Source organism: Reichenbachiella agarivorans (genome assembly GCF_025502585.1).
Taxonomy (GTDB): Bacteria; Bacteroidota; Bacteroidia; order Cytophagales; family Cyclobacteriaceae; genus Reichenbachiella; species Reichenbachiella agarivorans.
In genome coordinates this window covers 1,369,214-1,386,617 of the sequence record NZ_CP106679.1, presented here as the reverse complement: position 1 = coordinate 1,386,617, position 17,404 = coordinate 1,369,214, and the positions used below count along the sequence as shown (strand labels likewise).

At 41.4% G+C, this 17,404-nt stretch carries 13 protein-coding genes; 7 read left to right on the top strand and 6 right to left on the bottom strand.

Annotation, left to right across the window (positions count from 1 at the left end):
- Window positions 1-34: 34 nt before the first annotated feature.
- Together N6H18_RS05815 and N6H18_RS05810 are read right to left on the bottom strand one after the other, a co-directional pair.
- The gene (locus N6H18_RS05815; RefSeq protein ID WP_262310897.1) at window positions 35-412 is read right to left on the bottom strand and encodes a RidA family protein; all 378 of its coding nucleotides are present in this window, start codon (window positions 410-412) and stop codon (window positions 35-37) included.
- A 5-nt stretch (window positions 413-417) separates the two neighbouring features.
- Complete coding sequence (locus N6H18_RS05810; RefSeq protein ID WP_262310896.1) at window positions 418-2,205, bottom strand: glycoside hydrolase family 15 protein; 1,788 nt, start codon at window positions 2,203-2,205, stop codon at window positions 418-420.
- 177 nt (window positions 2,206-2,382) lie between these two features.
- Between N6H18_RS05810 and tpiA the strand changes: the two genes are divergently transcribed.
- The 4 genes from tpiA (at window position 2,383) to N6H18_RS05790 (ending at window position 9,422) form a co-directional block, all read left to right on the top strand.
- Window positions 2,383-3,138, top strand: coding sequence for a triose-phosphate isomerase (gene tpiA / locus N6H18_RS05805; RefSeq protein WP_262310895.1), 756 nt, complete (start codon window positions 2,383-2,385; stop codon window positions 3,136-3,138).
- Between the two features lie 78 nt (window positions 3,139-3,216).
- Window positions 3,217-3,555, top strand: a complete 339-nt coding sequence (locus tag N6H18_RS05800; RefSeq protein ID WP_262310894.1) for a DUF6150 family protein — start codon at window positions 3,217-3,219, stop codon at window positions 3,553-3,555.
- Window positions 3,552-4,385, top strand: coding sequence for a 50S ribosomal protein L11 methyltransferase (gene prmA, locus N6H18_RS05795; protein ID WP_262310893.1), 834 nt, complete (start codon window positions 3,552-3,554; stop codon window positions 4,383-4,385). The genes N6H18_RS05800 and prmA overlap by 4 nt, the downstream gene beginning before the upstream one ends.
- Window positions 4,386-4,448: 63 nt before the next feature.
- Window positions 4,449-9,422 (top strand): hypothetical protein, encoded by a 4,974-nt coding sequence (locus N6H18_RS05790; protein ID WP_262310892.1) that lies wholly within the window; start codon window positions 4,449-4,451, stop codon window positions 9,420-9,422.
- Between the two features lie 76 nt (window positions 9,423-9,498).
- Here the strand turns inward: N6H18_RS05790 and N6H18_RS05785 are convergent, their stop codons facing one another.
- The 3 genes from N6H18_RS05785 to N6H18_RS05775 all read right to left on the bottom strand — a co-directional run bounded on the left by N6H18_RS05785 (window position 9,499) and on the right by N6H18_RS05775 (window position 11,872).
- Complete coding sequence (locus N6H18_RS05785) at window positions 9,499-10,056, bottom strand: EF-hand domain-containing protein (protein ID WP_262310891.1); 558 nt, start codon at window positions 10,054-10,056, stop codon at window positions 9,499-9,501.
- A 14-nt stretch (window positions 10,057-10,070) separates the two neighbouring features.
- A complete protein-coding gene (locus N6H18_RS05780; RefSeq protein ID WP_262310890.1) occupies window positions 10,071-10,670 on the bottom strand; it encodes a peroxiredoxin-like family protein in 600 nt (199 codons plus the stop codon).
- 65 nt (window positions 10,671-10,735) lie between these two features.
- Window positions 10,736-11,872: a hypothetical protein gene (locus tag N6H18_RS05775; protein ID WP_262310889.1), complete on the bottom strand. Its 1,137-nt coding sequence runs from the start codon at window positions 11,870-11,872 to the stop codon at window positions 10,736-10,738.
- A gap of 86 nt (window positions 11,873-11,958) precedes the next feature.
- On the opposite strand from N6H18_RS05775, the gene N6H18_RS05770 reads away from it, so the two are divergent.
- Both N6H18_RS05770 and N6H18_RS05765 read left to right on the top strand, forming a co-directional pair.
- The gene (locus tag N6H18_RS05770; RefSeq protein WP_262310888.1) at window positions 11,959-12,537 is read left to right on the top strand and encodes a DNA-3-methyladenine glycosylase I; all 579 of its coding nucleotides are present in this window, start codon (window positions 11,959-11,961) and stop codon (window positions 12,535-12,537) included.
- A 53-nt stretch (window positions 12,538-12,590) separates the two neighbouring features.
- Complete coding sequence (locus N6H18_RS05765) at window positions 12,591-12,719, top strand: hypothetical protein (protein ID WP_262310887.1); 129 nt, start codon at window positions 12,591-12,593, stop codon at window positions 12,717-12,719.
- 45 nt (window positions 12,720-12,764) lie between these two features.
- Here N6H18_RS05765 and N6H18_RS05760 read toward each other — a convergent pair whose 3' ends face one another.
- On the bottom strand, window positions 12,765-15,137 hold the full coding sequence (locus N6H18_RS05760) for a hypothetical protein (protein WP_262310886.1): 2,373 nt from the start codon (window positions 15,135-15,137) through the stop codon (window positions 12,765-12,767).
- Between the two features lie 164 nt (window positions 15,138-15,301).
- On the opposite strand from N6H18_RS05760, the gene ppk1 reads away from it, so the two are divergent.
- Window positions 15,302-17,389 (top strand): polyphosphate kinase 1, encoded by a 2,088-nt coding sequence (ppk1, locus tag N6H18_RS05755; protein WP_262310885.1) that lies wholly within the window; start codon window positions 15,302-15,304, stop codon window positions 17,387-17,389.
- Window positions 17,390-17,404 lie beyond the last annotated feature (15 nt).

Genomic DNA, 17,404 nt, shown 5'->3' with positions numbered 1-17,404 from the left:
TAAATAATAGAGATTTGTTCTGCAATCTAAACGACTACAAGGTGGCTGTCACCTCTATTTCAATTTTCATATGGGCATCTGCCAAACCTGCCACGATCATGGTTGCTGCTGGCCTAATATCCCCAAAAAACTCTCGGAGTACTGGCCAACAAGGTTCGAAATCCTGCCTGTTGGGCAAGATGTAATTGACCCTAACTATTTTTTCCATGCTGCTGCCAGCATCTGTCAATGCTTGCGAGATGTTAAGCAAACATTGTCTGGCCTGTTGTACCACATCATCTGAGATGGTCATCTCCGCATAATTATAGCCTGTGGTACCAGACACATGTACATAGTGACTGTCTACCACTGCCCGAGAGTACCCGATCAACTTTTCAAAAGTTGAACCACTGGATATCCTTTTTTTGATCATAAATTTTAGCTGTTGAAATCTGGAATATCCAATTTTTTGGCGATTCTATCTGCAGCATTGAGTAGTCCCACGTGGCTATATGCTTGGGGGAAATTACCCCACATGCTACCATCCTTTTCAGTGACATCCTCGCTGAGCAGTCCGACATGGTTGCTGTATCCAACCAATGTATTGAAATGCTCGATGGCTTCATCTAGCCTGCCCACACAGGCCAATGCCTCTACATACCAGAATGCACAAATCAAGAAAGTTGTCTCTGGCTCGCCAAAGTCATCTTGATGCTTGTATCTGTAAAACAATCCACCACCTGCATGGAGATCTTTTTCCATGGCAATCAAATGCTGCTTGGCTCTTTCGCTGTTGTTGTCGAGGTAGCCCATGTTGATGAGTTGTAGACAGCTGGCGTCCATTCTGTCTGTGCCGATGGCTTGGCTGTAGCCTTTTTTGATTGGGCTGTAGCATTCCTCAATTTTGGCTTGTGCTATGGCTCCTAGCTTGGTTGCTAGTTTGTCCATTTTTTCATCTTTTATCACTGCAGCTATTTTTTTGGCTGCTAGGCAACCTGCCCAGTGAAATAGGTAGGTATAACAGTGGTACTGTTTCAGGTTTCGGAATTCCCACAGTCCAGCATCAGACTGTTCCATGGTCTTTTCGATCAAGCTGAGTGTTTTGAAGATGAGATCTCCACTGTCAAAAGTCTCCGTAAATATGATTCTTTGATCATAGTAGAGAGGTAGCAATGAGACCAATACCTGACCGTACACATCATTTTGAATGTGCTCATAGGCCTGGTTGCCTACACGAACAGGTTGGTTTTCGCCCATATAACCTTTGAGGCTGGTTTCTATCTCGATCAGTTTCTTTTCACCTCCGATACCTACGAGCGGCTGATAGCGCTCTGTTTCGGAGCTGGTGATATTCATGATATAATGAAAGTACTTCTCGAGTTCTTCAAAGTGACCAATGTTGTTGAAGGCATTGAGTGTGTAGTAGGTGTCTCTCATCCAGCAAAACCTGTAATCCCAGTTTCTGGTGGATTTTGGAGCCTCGGGCAAACTGGTCGTCAATGCAGCGACGATAGCGCCAGTGTCTTCGTATTGGTGGATTTTGAGAATCAAAGCAGAGCGAATGGCTGCTTTCTGCTGAAACTGGTTGATGCTAGCTGTTTTGACCCATCGTCTCCAGTACCGGATAGTTCTATCGAGGAAATTTTCACACGTTTCTTTGAGTTCGGCCTCCATGGGTTGGCCATATGTGAGTACACAATATTTGGTTTCGTTGAGGACAAACTCCTGATCCTTGATGATGTAGTTCATCGAGATGTTAGTGGTCAACCGAACCTGAGAACCCAGACCATTGTAACGGATGTGGTTGCTACCGATGGTACGTTCAGGGATGGTTTCTCCATAATTGCCCACTGGATCACAGTTGACTTTGATTTTAGGGTGTCCAGAGATAGGCTCAATTTTTCTGATGAGCATCAGAGGTTTGTAATGGCGTTCGTATTGTTCAAATCTAGGTGCATAATCAGTCACCTTGTATTTGCCAGTGGCGCATTCTATTTCGGTGCATAGCACATTGGTGTTTTCGATGTAGTATTGTTTGGAGTCAAATGTACCATCTACAGGAAGTACAGAAAATTCCCCCCCCTTTTCATCATCTATCAGTTTGCCAAAAATAAAGGAACTGTCAAATCTAGGCCAACACATCCAAGAGATGTTGGTGTCAGTTTTGATGTGGGCGCTAAATGCGCAATTGCCAATTACTCCGAAATCATAGGTGTGCCTAGTCATAATTATTCTAGTTTAAAGAAATGAGAAATACTTTCAAATCATGAGGTCAAATTCACAATGGGGGGAGATATGTGCCATTCAATCCAATTGCTAAAATGATGAATAATCATCAATTAATGCCATAATTTTTACAACTTTGTGCAATCAAAATTTGGATTCTTTAAAATAGACATAATAATGAGACAAAAAATCGTAGCAGGCAACTGGAAAATGAATAATGATCTGGAAGCTGGAAAAAAATTGGCTTTAGAAGTATTGGAAAAGGCGACTGGAGAAGAAAAGGCACAGATCGTTTTGGGTACTCCTTACATTCACTTGACAACTGTAGCGACGAGTGTAGCTGGTAAAAAAGGAATCCAAATTGCTGCTCAAAACTGTAGTGACAAAGCTTCTGGCGCCTATACAGGTGAGATTTCTGCATCTATGATCAAGTCAACAGGTGCTAACTATGTAATCTTGGGTCACAGCGAAAGAAGAGAGTACTTCTACGAGTCGGCTGCTCTCCTTGCTAGCAAAGTAGATATCGCATTGTCTAATGATTTGATTCCAATTTTCTGCTGTGGTGAGCCACTGGAGATCAGAGAAGCAGGTACGATGTACGATTATGTGAAGCAACAATTGACAGAGAGTCTGTTCCATTTGTCAGCTGATGACTTTGCTAAAATCACCATTGCCTACGAGCCCATCTGGGCGATCGGCACGGGTAAAACGGCCAGCTCTGAGCAAGCACAAGAAATGCACGCTGAGTTAAGAGCACACTTGGCTAGCAAATTTGGCAAGGCTGCTGCGGAAGCTTGTCCTATCCTCTATGGCGGTAGCTGCAAACCAGACAATGCTCAGGAGCTTTTCTCTCAGCCAGATGTGGACGGTGGTTTGATCGGTGGTGCATCACTCAAAGCGGATGATTTCCTAGCCATCGTCAACGCATTTTAAGACCCCATTTACATTTTAACTTGATTCTTGTATCAACAGGAATCAAGTTCATTTTGTGCTTTTATCTATATTACCTGTATGGTTTCAATTCTACTGTCTTTGATCTTGTGTTTTTCGGTTTTTAACTCTGTGGATCAACCCAACAACGATCCTTGTGAAATCTATGGCAAGGTCTTTTATGAGAAAGATCCTCAAAGAGCACATTTCAGGGTATATGTGGAGGACTCAGAGTCCTTCGCAGACGTCATAGTATTCAAAGAAGTCAATGCACTCTATGCAGATCGTCCAGGTCACTGGGCAACAGTCAGCAACCACGGCCTGGCTGATGTGTATATTTATATAGAAAAAAATAGATCTTTGGCAGATTTTTCCATTTACTACACCGATATAGAGTCCTTTGCAGGATGTAACAGATGACATTTATAAAACTTTCTATTTCTTGTGCTGCTGATTTTCACGAAATATTCATCGCCGAATTAGCTGAAATTGGTTTTGATACTTTCGAAGAAAGTGAGGATCAGTTGGATGCCTACATGGCTAGCAATCTCTTTCAGGAGTTGGCAGTACGTGAGGTAATACAGCGATACAAAGATTTGACTCAGGCCAAGTACTCCTATACCGAAGTACAAAAGGAAAATTGGAATGAAGAATGGGAGAAAAATTATCACCCCATCGAAGTAGAAGGGAAATGTCGGGTCAGAGCGGTTTTTCATGATCCCAATCCTGATTTCGAATATGAAATCGTCATTTTTCCTAAAATGTCATTTGGTACAGGACATCATGCGACGACTTACAACATGCTCTCATTAGAGATGCAAAGCGACTTTACAGGCAAATCCGTGATAGACATTGGTACGGGGACTGGAGTATTGGCAATCATGGCACAAAAACTAGGAGCTACTTACATAGAAGCGACTGACATTGACGACTGGTGTATCGAAAACAGCACTGAGAACTTTGGACTCAACGACATGCATGATGTGCCAGTCCATCAAGGAGTGATCGACGAGTTGAAGTTGACCAGAGACAAGTATGATGTAGTTTTGGCTAATATCAATAAAAATGTCCTCTTGGTCGAGATGCCGACTTATTCTTCACTGCTGGATACTGGTGGGGTATTATTTTTGAGTGGATTCTATGAAGCGGACATCGAAGACATCAAAAATATGGCAGCAGCATATAATCTTTCCTTGGTTCAAACAGTTATTAAGGACAATTGGGCTGCATTAAAGTTGACCAAATCCTGATATTCCTTTCGAATATCGAGTCGTGTTTACTTATCTTTAGCAGTTCATACAGAATCATTTTTAATGTTCAAAAACAGGTGTTTATTTCTTGTTCTGTTATGTACACTCGGCTCCCATCTGGCTACAGCCCAATATTTTGGGTTTGCGACTCAGCCAGATAGCTTTGCCATAGATGTCATACGCAATCTAAAGTCTCTGAATACAGAGACAACAGAAAAGATTGCCTATGATTTCAGGAACATCTGGGATACCAAAATCGATGGCAACCAAAAGAGTTCTATTATCTCAGTTTGCACCAAGCTGAATGATAGGAGATTGCCTACCAAACCCTATTACACACTTTTCTTTAGCTTGATTACACATGCCTACACACAAGAGGGTCTGACAGATCAGCAATTTTCCAATGTGTTGGACATCTGTCATCAGGCAGCAGATCGCTATGAAAAACCAGAGATCATCACTGTTTTCAAGAATCTGGCATACTTTTTTGCCGAAGGGGCGATATACCATTCGCATTACAACAAAGTCTTGAGTACTGGAGGCAAGTTCACCGTAGAATTGATGGAAGAGGCAGCATTGCCTATCGAAGAGGAGGAGGATTATGAAGACGAAGTCCTCAGCGACATTATCACTGAGGAAGAATTGGCACCTGCTGCATCTGGTTCTGATGAATGGGCAGCTGCGGACGACTGGGGAAGAGATGATGGCTGGGGGTCGGATGACGGATGGGGCTCAGATGATGGTTGGGGATCGGATGATTCATCTTGGGACTCGGCTGCTGATGATGGCTTTTTAGAAGATGCTCCTTCGGCAAAAAAAGGTGACAACTATGAGCGCAAGCTCTACGCTTTTGATAAACCAGACTTGGTCTCACTGGCACAATCCAATGATTTTAACCCCGTACTGAGGGGGCCAGCTATCAAGTTGGAGGGAATGGAGTTTAAAATAGCGACTCCATTCGATACACTTACCATCAAAAATGTTTCGGGAACATTTTTACTCAAATCACAGGAGTTTGTAGGCACAAGCGGGACGATCGATTGGCCAGATGATTTGAAAGGAACAGAAGGTGCTGTGGTCGATTTGAAGGCTTACGCATTCAAAACGAATGTACCCTTGCTGAAGACAACACGGGCAGAGATGAAATTTCCCGAAATGTACGATGGTTCAGTCCCGGGACAATTTTATTTCAAAAGTGGAAAAAGAAACAAAAATGCAGAAAAGGTATATCCGAGTTTTACCTCTTTAAAGTCAGACATCAAACTAAAACTACCTGGTAAGAACATCAAGTATGTAGGAGGATTTGCTCTAAAAGGGTCACGCAAATTTGGACGATCGATTTCTAGAGACCTGTCCACCTTGGAGGTGACTGGAGCCAATCGTCGCAGTTTTGTGAGCAAGTCTCTAGAGTATGAGTTTTTAGACTCACTGACTAGAGCCAAGCGTACATCCATGGTGATCTACCATGGCTCGGATTCGATTTATCATCCAGTCGTAGAGATGGCCTATGATGCGGGAATCCCCAAATTGACTTTGGTACAGGATGATGGTGGGTATAAGCATACTTATTATTATTCTTCTTTTTTCAAGATAGAATTTCAGGCCGATATGGTGGAGTGGAATCCCGATTCTAGTGCGCTGGACGTATCAATTCTCAATGCTCCCAATCGTATTCCTGCGCTTTTCGAATCCGAAGAATATTTCAACCCAATTCGTTACAAAAAGATGACGGGTCTCTTTGGTTTTCATCCGATCAAACTGGTCGTGCTGTATTCTAGGAAGATACAAGATTCAAAATTCAATGTACTGGAGCTGGTTGATGCCTACAATTTGGATTTGAAATTGGCGGAGGCTGCGGCGGTATATTTGGAACAGAATCAATACATCACTTACGACAAGGCTTCTGGACAGATACAAGTATTGAGAAAGGCATATCACTACGAGATGGCCAACAACAAGAAAAAGGATTATGACAATTTTTTGATCAGTTCGGTAGCACCACAGGGAGGGCCAAATGCCACGCTGAATTTTGATGAGGGTGAAATGACTGTTCGTGGTGTAAGAAGGGTGTACATCACACCAGACACTGAAGTATTTATCGAGCCAGACAGTAGTATATTGAGTTTGACCAGAGACAAGGGAATGAAATTTAACGGAATGGTCAATGCGGGAGATTATCGTTACCATGGAAAGGACGTAAGCTTGAATTACAATGAGTATCTCGTAGAGATGCCAGATATCGATTCCATTAAGATTCAAGTCAATTTTCATGAAAAGAAGGATTCTGAAAAGACCCAATTGAGCAACCATCTTGAGTTGACTTCAGGGACATTGTTTATCAATCATCCTAAAAACAAAGCAGGACTAAGGAGATATACTCAGTATCCTTATTTTATATCTGATTCTGAGGCGGTTGTCTATTTTGACAAAAAGGATATACTTCACGGGGCATATGATAGATCAGTATATTTCATTGTCCCTCCGTTTGAGATGGACAGTAGCAACAGAGGAGAAGCCTCTGCCATTGGTTTCATGGGTGATTTTTATTCAGGAGGGATTCTTCCTCCAGTCAAGGAGAGGTTGATGATTATGCCTGATCAATCTTTGGGTTTTGAACATGAAATCCCTGAAGAAGGTTACCCTCTGTACAAGGGAGAAGGTCGATTGTATGGTAGTTTGACCCTGAATGCTAGAGGAATAAGGGCATCAGGACGAATTGATTTTAGAACAGCGACTGTGTACTCCAACGATTTTGTGTTCTATATGGATTCTGTATCTGCAGTAGGTCAAGAGGGATTGATTCGAGAAGGACAGGTGGAAGAAGCCTCCTATCCAGAAGCAATCTTGGCGGATTTCAAAATGCTCTGGAGACCCCTCAAGGACAGTATGTATATAGAAAATACAAAAGCACCTTTTCAGTTCTATAATTCTACAGCTTCGCTGGACGGGAAGGCTAATATCACTTTGAAGGGGGTTTATGGATCAGGGGAAATGCTAACGAGAGGTTCTAGGTCTGAATCACAGGAGTTTCAATTCAGCCAATATGAATATTTTGGACGACATGCTTCTTTTGAAATCTTGACGGATAATCCTAAAAAACCAGCCATGACGGGAAAGGATATGGACGTTCATTTTGATTTGGTAGAAAACATCGCCAAAGTACACCCCGAGAAGCAAGGTGTAGCTGCAATCAGTTTCCCTTATGCACAGATGAAAACATCGATACCAGATGCTGTTTGGTACTTGGACTCTGCGAAGATTGTGATGTCAAAACCTGATTATATAGACATAGAGCATTCCTATTTCTATACGACAAGAAAGGATCTTGACTCATTGGTTTTCAGTGCTACGGAGGCGATATACAATATGAAGACCTACGATTTGAATATCAAAGGAATACCGCACATCCGTGTCGCAGACGCTGAGATTATACCTGACAACAACGAAACGACGATCTTTGAGAATTCAGTTTTGCAGCCATTCAACAATGCCAAATTGAAAATCGATACCCTCAACCAATACCACAATTTGTATGATGGTAATCTAACCGTCGTATCGAGAAAGAAATTTATAGGTAGCGCAACCTATCAATTGGTCAACTCTGCGTCTGATACTTTCTCAATCAAATTTGAAAGGTTTGATCTGAAAGGCGTCAAACGAAACAATAAGATTGATTCCATGACAGTATCTGGAGGAGTGATCACCGAGGAACAAAATATCCGTATCTCACCTGGTTTCTATTACAAAGGAGACGTGACAATGTACGCTGACAAGCGAGCATTGGCCAAAGAAGGTTATGTGAGTCTTGATGTCCAAAGTTTGGGTAGATACGATTACTGGATCAGCTTCAAAACGCCAGGTGATTTGGTAGATGTAGAACTGAATTTGGCCGAATCAAAAGCAGAAGACGGTACAGCTGTCACCGCAGGTATCATGCGTGAGGAAAACTCTTCTGACTTGTATATGGCCTATGTCAGAGAGAGAAATAACCCAGATGATGACTACTTCTTCAAGGCGGAAGGTATTCTCTCGTATGATCAGAAAAAACAAGAATTTCGTATCGAACAACCCAATAGAAGAACACCTGGAGGCTATTCGGGTAAGTCTTTTGTGTACAATGATAGGACAGGAGAGCTTTCTTTTGATGGGCCTCTTAGTTTGATTGAAAACAAGCCTAAGTATAGTTTGACAAGTTCTGTTTTGGGCGTTGGCAAGCCAGATTCCAATTATTATGCGATGGATGCGACAATTGGGATTAACATGGAGCTGCACAAGGAAATCATGAGTACAATGACTGGGGATGTGAAAGACATCATCGAGCGATTGGGTCCCGATTTGGCTCATGACAACAGTTTTGATTTGATGGTGAAATTGTCCAATCTAGCTGGGGATAAACTGGTAAAGGATTATGAAACAGTTTTGATGGTAGACTACAAACCTTTGTACAGCATCTCAGAGGTATTTAACAAGAGCATTCTAATCTCCAATGTAGATATGGTGTGGTCTGATGAACATAGAGCTTGGTACAACAGTTCGAAAATAGGAATTTCCAATTTTAAAACTGCTGATATCAATGCCAAGGCAGAGGGATTTTTGGAAATCAAAAAGGATGAGGATGGTGGAGATGTTGTCAATTTGTTTTTCCAGTTGGCACCTTCTACTTGGTACTTCTTTAGTTACGAGCACGGTCGATTGATGATGTATTCGTCCAATGATCATTTCAACAACCTGGTGGTTGAGCATTCTAGTGTGTCAAAGGCAGGCTTTGGGGACTACACCACCGTGATTGGGGATGAGTTTGAAGTGACTGGTTTTATCAATGGATTTAGAAGAAAATACTACAACATTGGTGATGACTACAATCTAGAGTTCCCAGACGATGCACATCTGGAAGTACAACAGGAGGATGCCTATCAAACCATCGAAGAATCAACGGAAGAAAAAACCACAGAAGATGAGGCTGCTGATACTTTTGAAGAAGTACTAGAAGAAACTACACCCGCACCGAAAAAGGAAGACGAGGATGATGGGTTTTAAAGTGCTAAACGTTGGCAAACACAAAGACAGAATCGCAAGAGACTCTGTCTTTGTGTTTTTGGCCTAAAATGAGAAATCAATCTTCATCAGATTCCCAGCCCCCAAAGAGCCAATTGCCTCTTGCGCTAGGATTGCTACTCTTCATGAATTCATTTACTGAGTAGAGAACCTCGTCTTGAGACAATTTGCCATCATGATTGTCGTCTAGGTTCTTGAATGCCTTGGGTGCAAATCGTACCTCGATTCTCATACCAATGAATAGATCAATGTATTCGTTTTGAGAGATGTATCCATCATCATTGAGATCAAAGAGCTTGAACAGTGTGGATGTAAAGTTGAGAACGTATTTGTTGTAGGACTCCTCGTTTTTTGGATCCAATAGTACTGTCATGAACTGCAACCACTGCTCCAATGTTCCCTGGTCTCCTTCTACAAAAGGAACTAACTTATTCCAGATACCGCTGGTCATACCCATGACGGTTTCGTACTCTGGTGTGTCCATGTCAAAGTCACGGACAATACATAAATTTTCGCCGATCGCTTCGAAATCGTCACGTTCGATTGTGCCGCTGCGGTCAAAATCAAGGATTTTGTAAAAGTGGGTCTGTTTTTTAATTTGTAATGGGCTTAACATAACGATTTGCTTAATTATAGATTTTGAAGAATCTTTTTGACCGTGGCTCTTTTAGAGTAATCTGGGTCATAAAAGACGTACAGAATTTTGCCATCAGTGTTGATGATATAGGTGGCAGGCACAGGTAGATTGGATCCATTGTCTCCGTTGATCGCATCGAGATCAAGACCATTTTTTTTGTATTTAGTGACCAATTGCTCTTCCATTTCAAAGGCAACTCCATAAGAGGTCATGATACTCAAATCTGCATCATGCACTACTTTGAAAGAAGCTTTGGTCTTGTCTAAAGTCTTTTCTATATATTCGGGTTGCTCTGGGGTCACGGCTATGACGCTTCCTCCTTTTGCTGTGATGAATTGCAACGAGTCTTGCATCTGAGACAATTGCTTGTTGCAATAGGGACACCAATAGCCTCTGTAAAACATCAAGACAACCGGCCCTTCTTTGAGTTGTGTAGATAGATCAAAAGATTGACCAAACTGATCTGTTCCAGAAAAATTGGGAGCAGTGTCACCTACTTTATACTTTGAGTTGGCACTTTGTCCATAGGATAATGCTGTACTACAGGCAATTATAAGACAACATACGGAAATAATTTTCAGTAATTTATTCATTTCATTGTTTTTCAGATCGGCTACTAATATAAGGTATTATGAGAATAATCAGCGAAAATCATGGGCTACTTTACCTTCAAGATATCCTTCATGTGAAAAATAAAATTGGTCAGGGATTCTTCCCAAGTTAGGTCTGCATCCCATTTGAGACCCACATAGACGTCTTTGGTGAATACATGCTGTACAAAATACTTGGATACGACAGCATCTTTGGGGAGAGGATATACTTGTGCACCACCCATAGAGGCTTTGAGGGTGATATAATCCGTTTCGTTGGCCATTTCATAGGAGAGAGATTCTTTGATCATTTGCCCGGTCCCGTCTATACGCATCAGTGCAAATTGGTGGCCATCGTTATAGATGGCTTGTGCGCTGATTTCATCTATCAGTTGGTACTTGAGGGGGCTGTAGGTAGACATGATCTCTTCCAATCGCTGATTTTTTTTGTCGATTTCACGGTTGAATGCAGCCACTCTTTTTTTGTATGCCTCGTCTACTTTGCTGCTGTCTTCCATGACGTATTTTTGAAATCTCGGCACGACCAGAGTTTCTACTTTGAGATCCATGGCATAGGTGGGTATTCTTCTTCCCTTGATGATCCGTGTGGAGGAGAAGAACTCAGGATATTCTGGAATGAGGTAGTTGGTCATTTCCATGTCCTCTCGGATGATTTCTTTGTTCATTTTGACCAATATCTCATTGAGGTCAGAGCCTTCTATTTTCCAAGCATTTTGGTCTTCACTCACAAAACTCGTCTTGTCATTGTACGGTGTGACGGTTATTTTGTAGTAGTAGCTGTCTTTATGGCCGTCGACCTTCTTTTGATCCAACAATATCACATACTTGATTTCTCGCTCAGTGAGCTGTTTGGCAAATTCTAAATTGACATCTACGTTGCTGAATATATCATCGATGTAGAAATAGGCAACTGCATCGATGTTCATTTGTCTAAAATACTTGTGGACAAAGGAGGAAAGTTTTTCCCAATCTGAGCGGACATGGGGGTTCTTTTCAGACATCGGGGCTGATACCAAGACGATGGATTTTCTTGACAGGAGGTATTTGGGCAATTTGTCGTGGTAGGTAAACCTGGTGAAATCCATTGCAGCACTGCCTACAAGCTGTGCCTGAGTCCGAAATGGACTAGTAAGCGTAAGAATCAAAACCAGTGCTGCAAAGCCTACTTTGTATTTCTTTGACATAAGTCTCAAAGAGAAGTATTTCTATTGAGAACGAAAATAGATAAATTGATTTTTAAGACATTAACTTTAGAAATAAATAGACCAAGATGTGCAAAAACAGATGTCAATGGGCGAGAGATAGCTTTGAAGCCTACCAAAAATATCATGACGAAGAGTGGGGCGTACCAGTTCATGACGACAAGGTACATTTCGAATTTTTGATTTTAGAAGGTGCACAAGCGGGCTTGAGTTGGAGTACAGTGATCAAAAAGCGGGAAGGTTACCGAGAGGCATTTGCTGATTTTGAGGTGGAGAAAGTGGCTGCCTATGACGAGCAAAAGAAAGAAGAGCTCCGATCCTTTGAGGGAATCATTCGCAACAAACTGAAGATCAACTCGGCTGTCAACAATGCCCGGCTGTTTATCGAGGTACAAAAGGAGTTTGGAAGCTTTAGCCAGTACATATGGTCATTTGTCAATCATGAGGTAATAGTAGGACACTGGAAGAGCATGAGAGAAGTACCCGCTACCACCAAAGAATCAGATGCACTGAGCAAAGATTTGAAAAAGAGAGGGTTCAAATTCGTAGGCAGTACAATCATGTATGCACACATGCAGGCCACTGGGTTAGTCAATGATCACACGATAGATTGTGATCGATATCAGCAACTTTTGGATTCCTATTGAAATGAATTGCCTAATGTTTTCTATCTTCGCCCTAGGAATAAAAAGAAAAAGCTATGTTTAATCCAGCAGTTACAGACGGGGTAAATTTATTTGTAAATATTGTGATTTTCTTAGCGGCCTTTGGTGCTGCGATATCTTTGATAGATTTTAGAAATTCAAATAAGAAGAAAGAGGAACATTAATTCCTTTTGACCCAAAGACATTTGAACCCCTAGTTTGGGGTTTTTTTATGTCTCTTGGAGTATTTTCTTCACCTCATCCATAACAGAAAAGGACTCGTAGTTGACCGCCACACGCAGTGCCTTCAACCCACTCACTCCTTGCAACTCTTCTAGGTCTAGGTATTCTATTTCTCCAATCAACAAACCCTTTCGCATCATATAGCTAATATATTTGCTGTATTCTTGGACGTCTTTTTCTTGAGCGTAGATGATGGAGATTTTACCTGGTTGAGTGATTCGCTCATTTGAGTTTTTGACTCTGGCTTTGTCTATTCGCTTTTTGATGATCTCATAGCGAATGTTGTAGGCACCATCTACATCGAATTTCTTTTCGTCCTGTCTGAACCGAATGGAGAGAGGATTAGAATGTACTAAGACTAGGTGTGTGGTTTCTAATGGCAGAGGAAGCTCCGGCATCAGACGCGCAGTTTTGTTGGCGATTTCTGCAGTGACTAACAGTTGCCACAATCGTAGATTACGCAGATATATTTCGTCATATTCTTGTTTGTCCACTAGAGACTTGCCGATGTATATGTTGTGCTCGACACCATCGGATCTGTATCTTTCGAAGAAGTGGGGAAACATTTTTTGTGCTCTTTGCTCTTCATGATCCAGTATATCAATGATGGTTTCGTTGATCTTGTTGAGGCTGAACTCGAATTTTTTTCTACTCTCATATACTACTCCAAAAGTAACATCCAGAGCTGCCCAATATTGGTCGGAATGTTTCTTGATGTCTGTATGATTGGTGTCTAGGCTTTGGATGATGGGCTCAACCTCATATTTGATATAATCCAGAATCGCATGTTCATCACCCGTGATCAGTTGGTCTTTGATTTTCTCTCGGAAATCGTTGAGTTGAAAAAGGGTCTCTTCAAGTATCGGGAGATTGGTCAACTCTAGAGCTTTTTCGAGGACGTTTCGAGCCAATTTTATTTGTTTGAGAAGATCACGGTTGATGGCGTCATTTCGTACGACAGATGAGTTACGAATATCGGATGCAGCATACAAGGGATAGACATTCTCAAAGACGATTGGGGGAGTGACTGGGTTCAAACCTACATTTATTTGATCCAGCATGAGGTTGGCCATCTCCGAAAACTTCCACTCTACTGTCGGATGTATAGAGGTGTATTTTTTCTTGATGATGGTGCTTATTTTGTTTTGGACGTCCTCCAGATCACGCTTCACGGCTATAGCAAACAGAGGCAGGACTTCTTTGATGTAGGAGATAGCTGCACTGCTCAATTGAATTTTGTCTTTAAACCCTAGTTCCAATATACCTACGAACTCATCATTGTAAAATAACGGACTCATGATCAGGCTTTTGATTCCACTCTGGCTAAAACGTTTCGCATGCTGATCCATCATCTGATAGTAACTAGAGTCTTCATCGATCACGATGGGTTCTTTGGCCGTAGTGAATAGATCACACAGCTTATCAGATGTAATGTGACAAGAGATTGTTCTCTCACTCCCTAAGATAATACTACGGTTGTTTTGTTTTCCAAAATTGACAAAAGTGCCTTTGGTCTTGTCAAAGCCAGTAATACCCAATTTCAAATCCGAAATCTGAAGCAAATCTTTGAATCTAGACTGCAGTTTTTCGAAACTCTCTTCGTTGGTGATGCTGCTTCTTTCTAACAATCCTTCTTTGATTCTAGATAGTACTTCTTCGTTGCTGACATCATGTAATCTCACAATGACGAAACCTTGAAACCGAAATAGGTGCGGAGGCAACATCTCCATCCAAATCTCAGGAGAGTTAGAATTGCTTAGCAATAATTTGACCACTTGATCATCTACAACCGGTAAATCTCCTTTGGGGATGATTTCACAAAAACTGGTGTTGATGCTAATTTTATAATATTTATTGAGTCCTGTTTCGGAATTTTGAAGAGTATGAAAAATATCCTTTCGACGATCAACCGACACATTGTAGAACAAATCCAAGATAGATGAATAGGCTCCCATCACATTGTGGGTCATGATTTCTGCTTCACGATTTTTCGGTAAATTGTTCTTTTCTTTGTTGACCAACAACATAATGTCCTGATATGCTTTGGAGGCATACACTATCTCGCCAGCGAAGGGAGACAAGACGCCTATCATCTCTTCTTCTTCCGTATAGGGAGAAAAAATAGCGGACATCAAGAGTCGAATCACTGATTTGTGTTTCTCTAACAAAGACAAATCAGTAATGGGTTTTTGAAGTTCAGAAATTTTTTCTACCTCCGCGATAATAGCTGCGGCTTGAGAGGAAACGAAGGAGTCTGTAGAATGCATGCGTACCTGCCAATACAAAATCAAATTGGCCAAACTAAGCTTGCTCTCGAATGGAAATTGCAGAGGATTAGAATAATTGATAGATTCTCCCATGATGAGTTGATAGATTGATTTTCAAAACGATTTTATGAAGAGTAAGTTACGACAGGCTATGAATAGCGATTTTGTCTTGGGATGATCAAATGTTAACCCTTCATTTTTCGCTATCCGTTCTCTTTTCGATAAATTCACCCCAACAAACTATAATCTTGTCCACCTTGGAAGAGCAAAAAGAGCAAATCACTGAAACCACTAATCAATATTTTGACAGAGACCTTAGTTGGTTGACTTTTAACTACCGAGTATTAAAGGAAGCCCAAAGCAATGATGTTCCCTTGTTTGAGCGACTTAAATTTTTGGCCATCTATTCTGCCAATCAAGATGAGTTTTTTAGGGTTCGGGTAGCCAACCTGAGAAACTATCTGAAACTGGACAAGAAAAAAATCAACAAGGTGTTGGACTATGATCCAGCTATTCTACTCAAAAATATACACGACAGGATTCAAAAACAACTGACTGAGTTTGGTGACACACTGCGAAGCAAAGTCCTGTTGGAACTGGAAAAGAACGGCTTGTTCATCCTATCACCTGAGCAGATGAACGAAGATCAGAAAGCTGCGAGTTTGTACTATTTCAAAACCAAAATACTGTGCTATCTACAACCATACGTGTTTGGACAGTCTAGCAGAGAGCACTTTTTGGACAACCGATCACTCTATTTTGGCTTGCGTCTGCGCAACAAATATTCTGGTGTCATTGACAATGCCTACCTCAATATACCCTCCAACATCATTCCTAGGTTTTTCAAACTACCCTCACCTAATGTACAGTTTCATTACATTTTCCTAGATGACATCATCCGTATGAACCTAGATTTTGTATTTCCAGATTATGAGATTTTGGAATGTCAGAGCATAAAAATGAACAAAGATGCGGATCTCAACATAGAGGATGAGTTCAGTGGCGATTTGGTAGAAAAGATTCAAAAACAGATCGAAAAGCGAAATTTGGGGGTCCCGTCTAGATTCTTATATGACAAGGAGATGTCTGAAGAATTGTTAAGTTTCCTCAAGTATTCTTTCGACTTGATCGACGAAGACCTAGTGCCAGGAGGGCATTATCACAGTTTGTTTGATTTTTTTCAGTTACCTAACCCCATCGGAAAATCCATCGAGTATCCATCACTGAAACCCCTGCGCAACTACAAAATTGACCAGCATAGATCAATCTTTTCTGCCATTGATCAGTCTGATCAAATGTTGCATTTTCCTTATCACACATATAATTATGTCCTTCAGTTTTTTAATCAAGCGGCGATTGATCCGCACGTATTAGAGTTGAAGGTGACGTTTTATAGAATGGCATCTGATTCTTTGATTGGCAATGCGCTGATCAGTGCTGCCAAGAACGAAAAGAAAGTGACGGTATTCATGGAGCTCAAGGCACGGTTTGATGAGGAAAACAACTTGCGCTGGGCAGAAAAGATGCAAAAGGCTGGAGTCAAAATCATCTATAGTATCCCTGGCTTGAAAGTCCATGCCAAAGTAGCCCTAGTTAAGAAAAAAACAGAGCATGGGACGATCAAAAATTATTGCTTCTTCGGGACAGGAAACTTGAATGAAAAGACAGCTTCTATGTATGGAGACCATGGATTGTTGACCTGTGATCAGTCCATGGGAGAAGAATTGGATGATTTATTCAAATACTTAATCAAGAGAAAAGAACCTGCAGAATTCAAAAACCTGCTCGTATCACAGTTTAACATCATTGATGGGTTCACCAAACTGATTGATCGTGAAATCGAGAATGTCAAGAATGGAAAGAAAGGCCACATCATCATCAAACTCAACAACCTCGAAGAAAAAGGTATGATCGACAAACTCTACAATGCTAGCCGTGCGGGTGTCAAGATAGAGATGATCATCAGGAGTATTTGCTGTCTGGTTCCAGGCGTACCTGGGATGAGTGAGAACATCACCATTCGCAGGATCGTTGGTAGATTTTTGGAGCATAGTCGCATCATCTGGTTTCATAATGATGGGGAGGACGAACTGTATATGGGCTCTGCTGACTGGATGAAACGAAACCTGAGAAGCCGCATTGAAGTGAAGTTCCCAGTGAAAGATCCAGAGCTAAAATCTCAGGTGAGAGAGCTCCTCAAAATTCAGCTCAAAGACAATACCAAAGCGGTAATGCTCGATCAGCAGATCAACAATATTCCGATCGTGAAGAAGGTGGGACAAAGACTCTACAACGCTCAGCTCGATACCTACGAAATCATCAAACGCTGGGAAGAGATGGGTTAAACGTGAGTTTCTTTC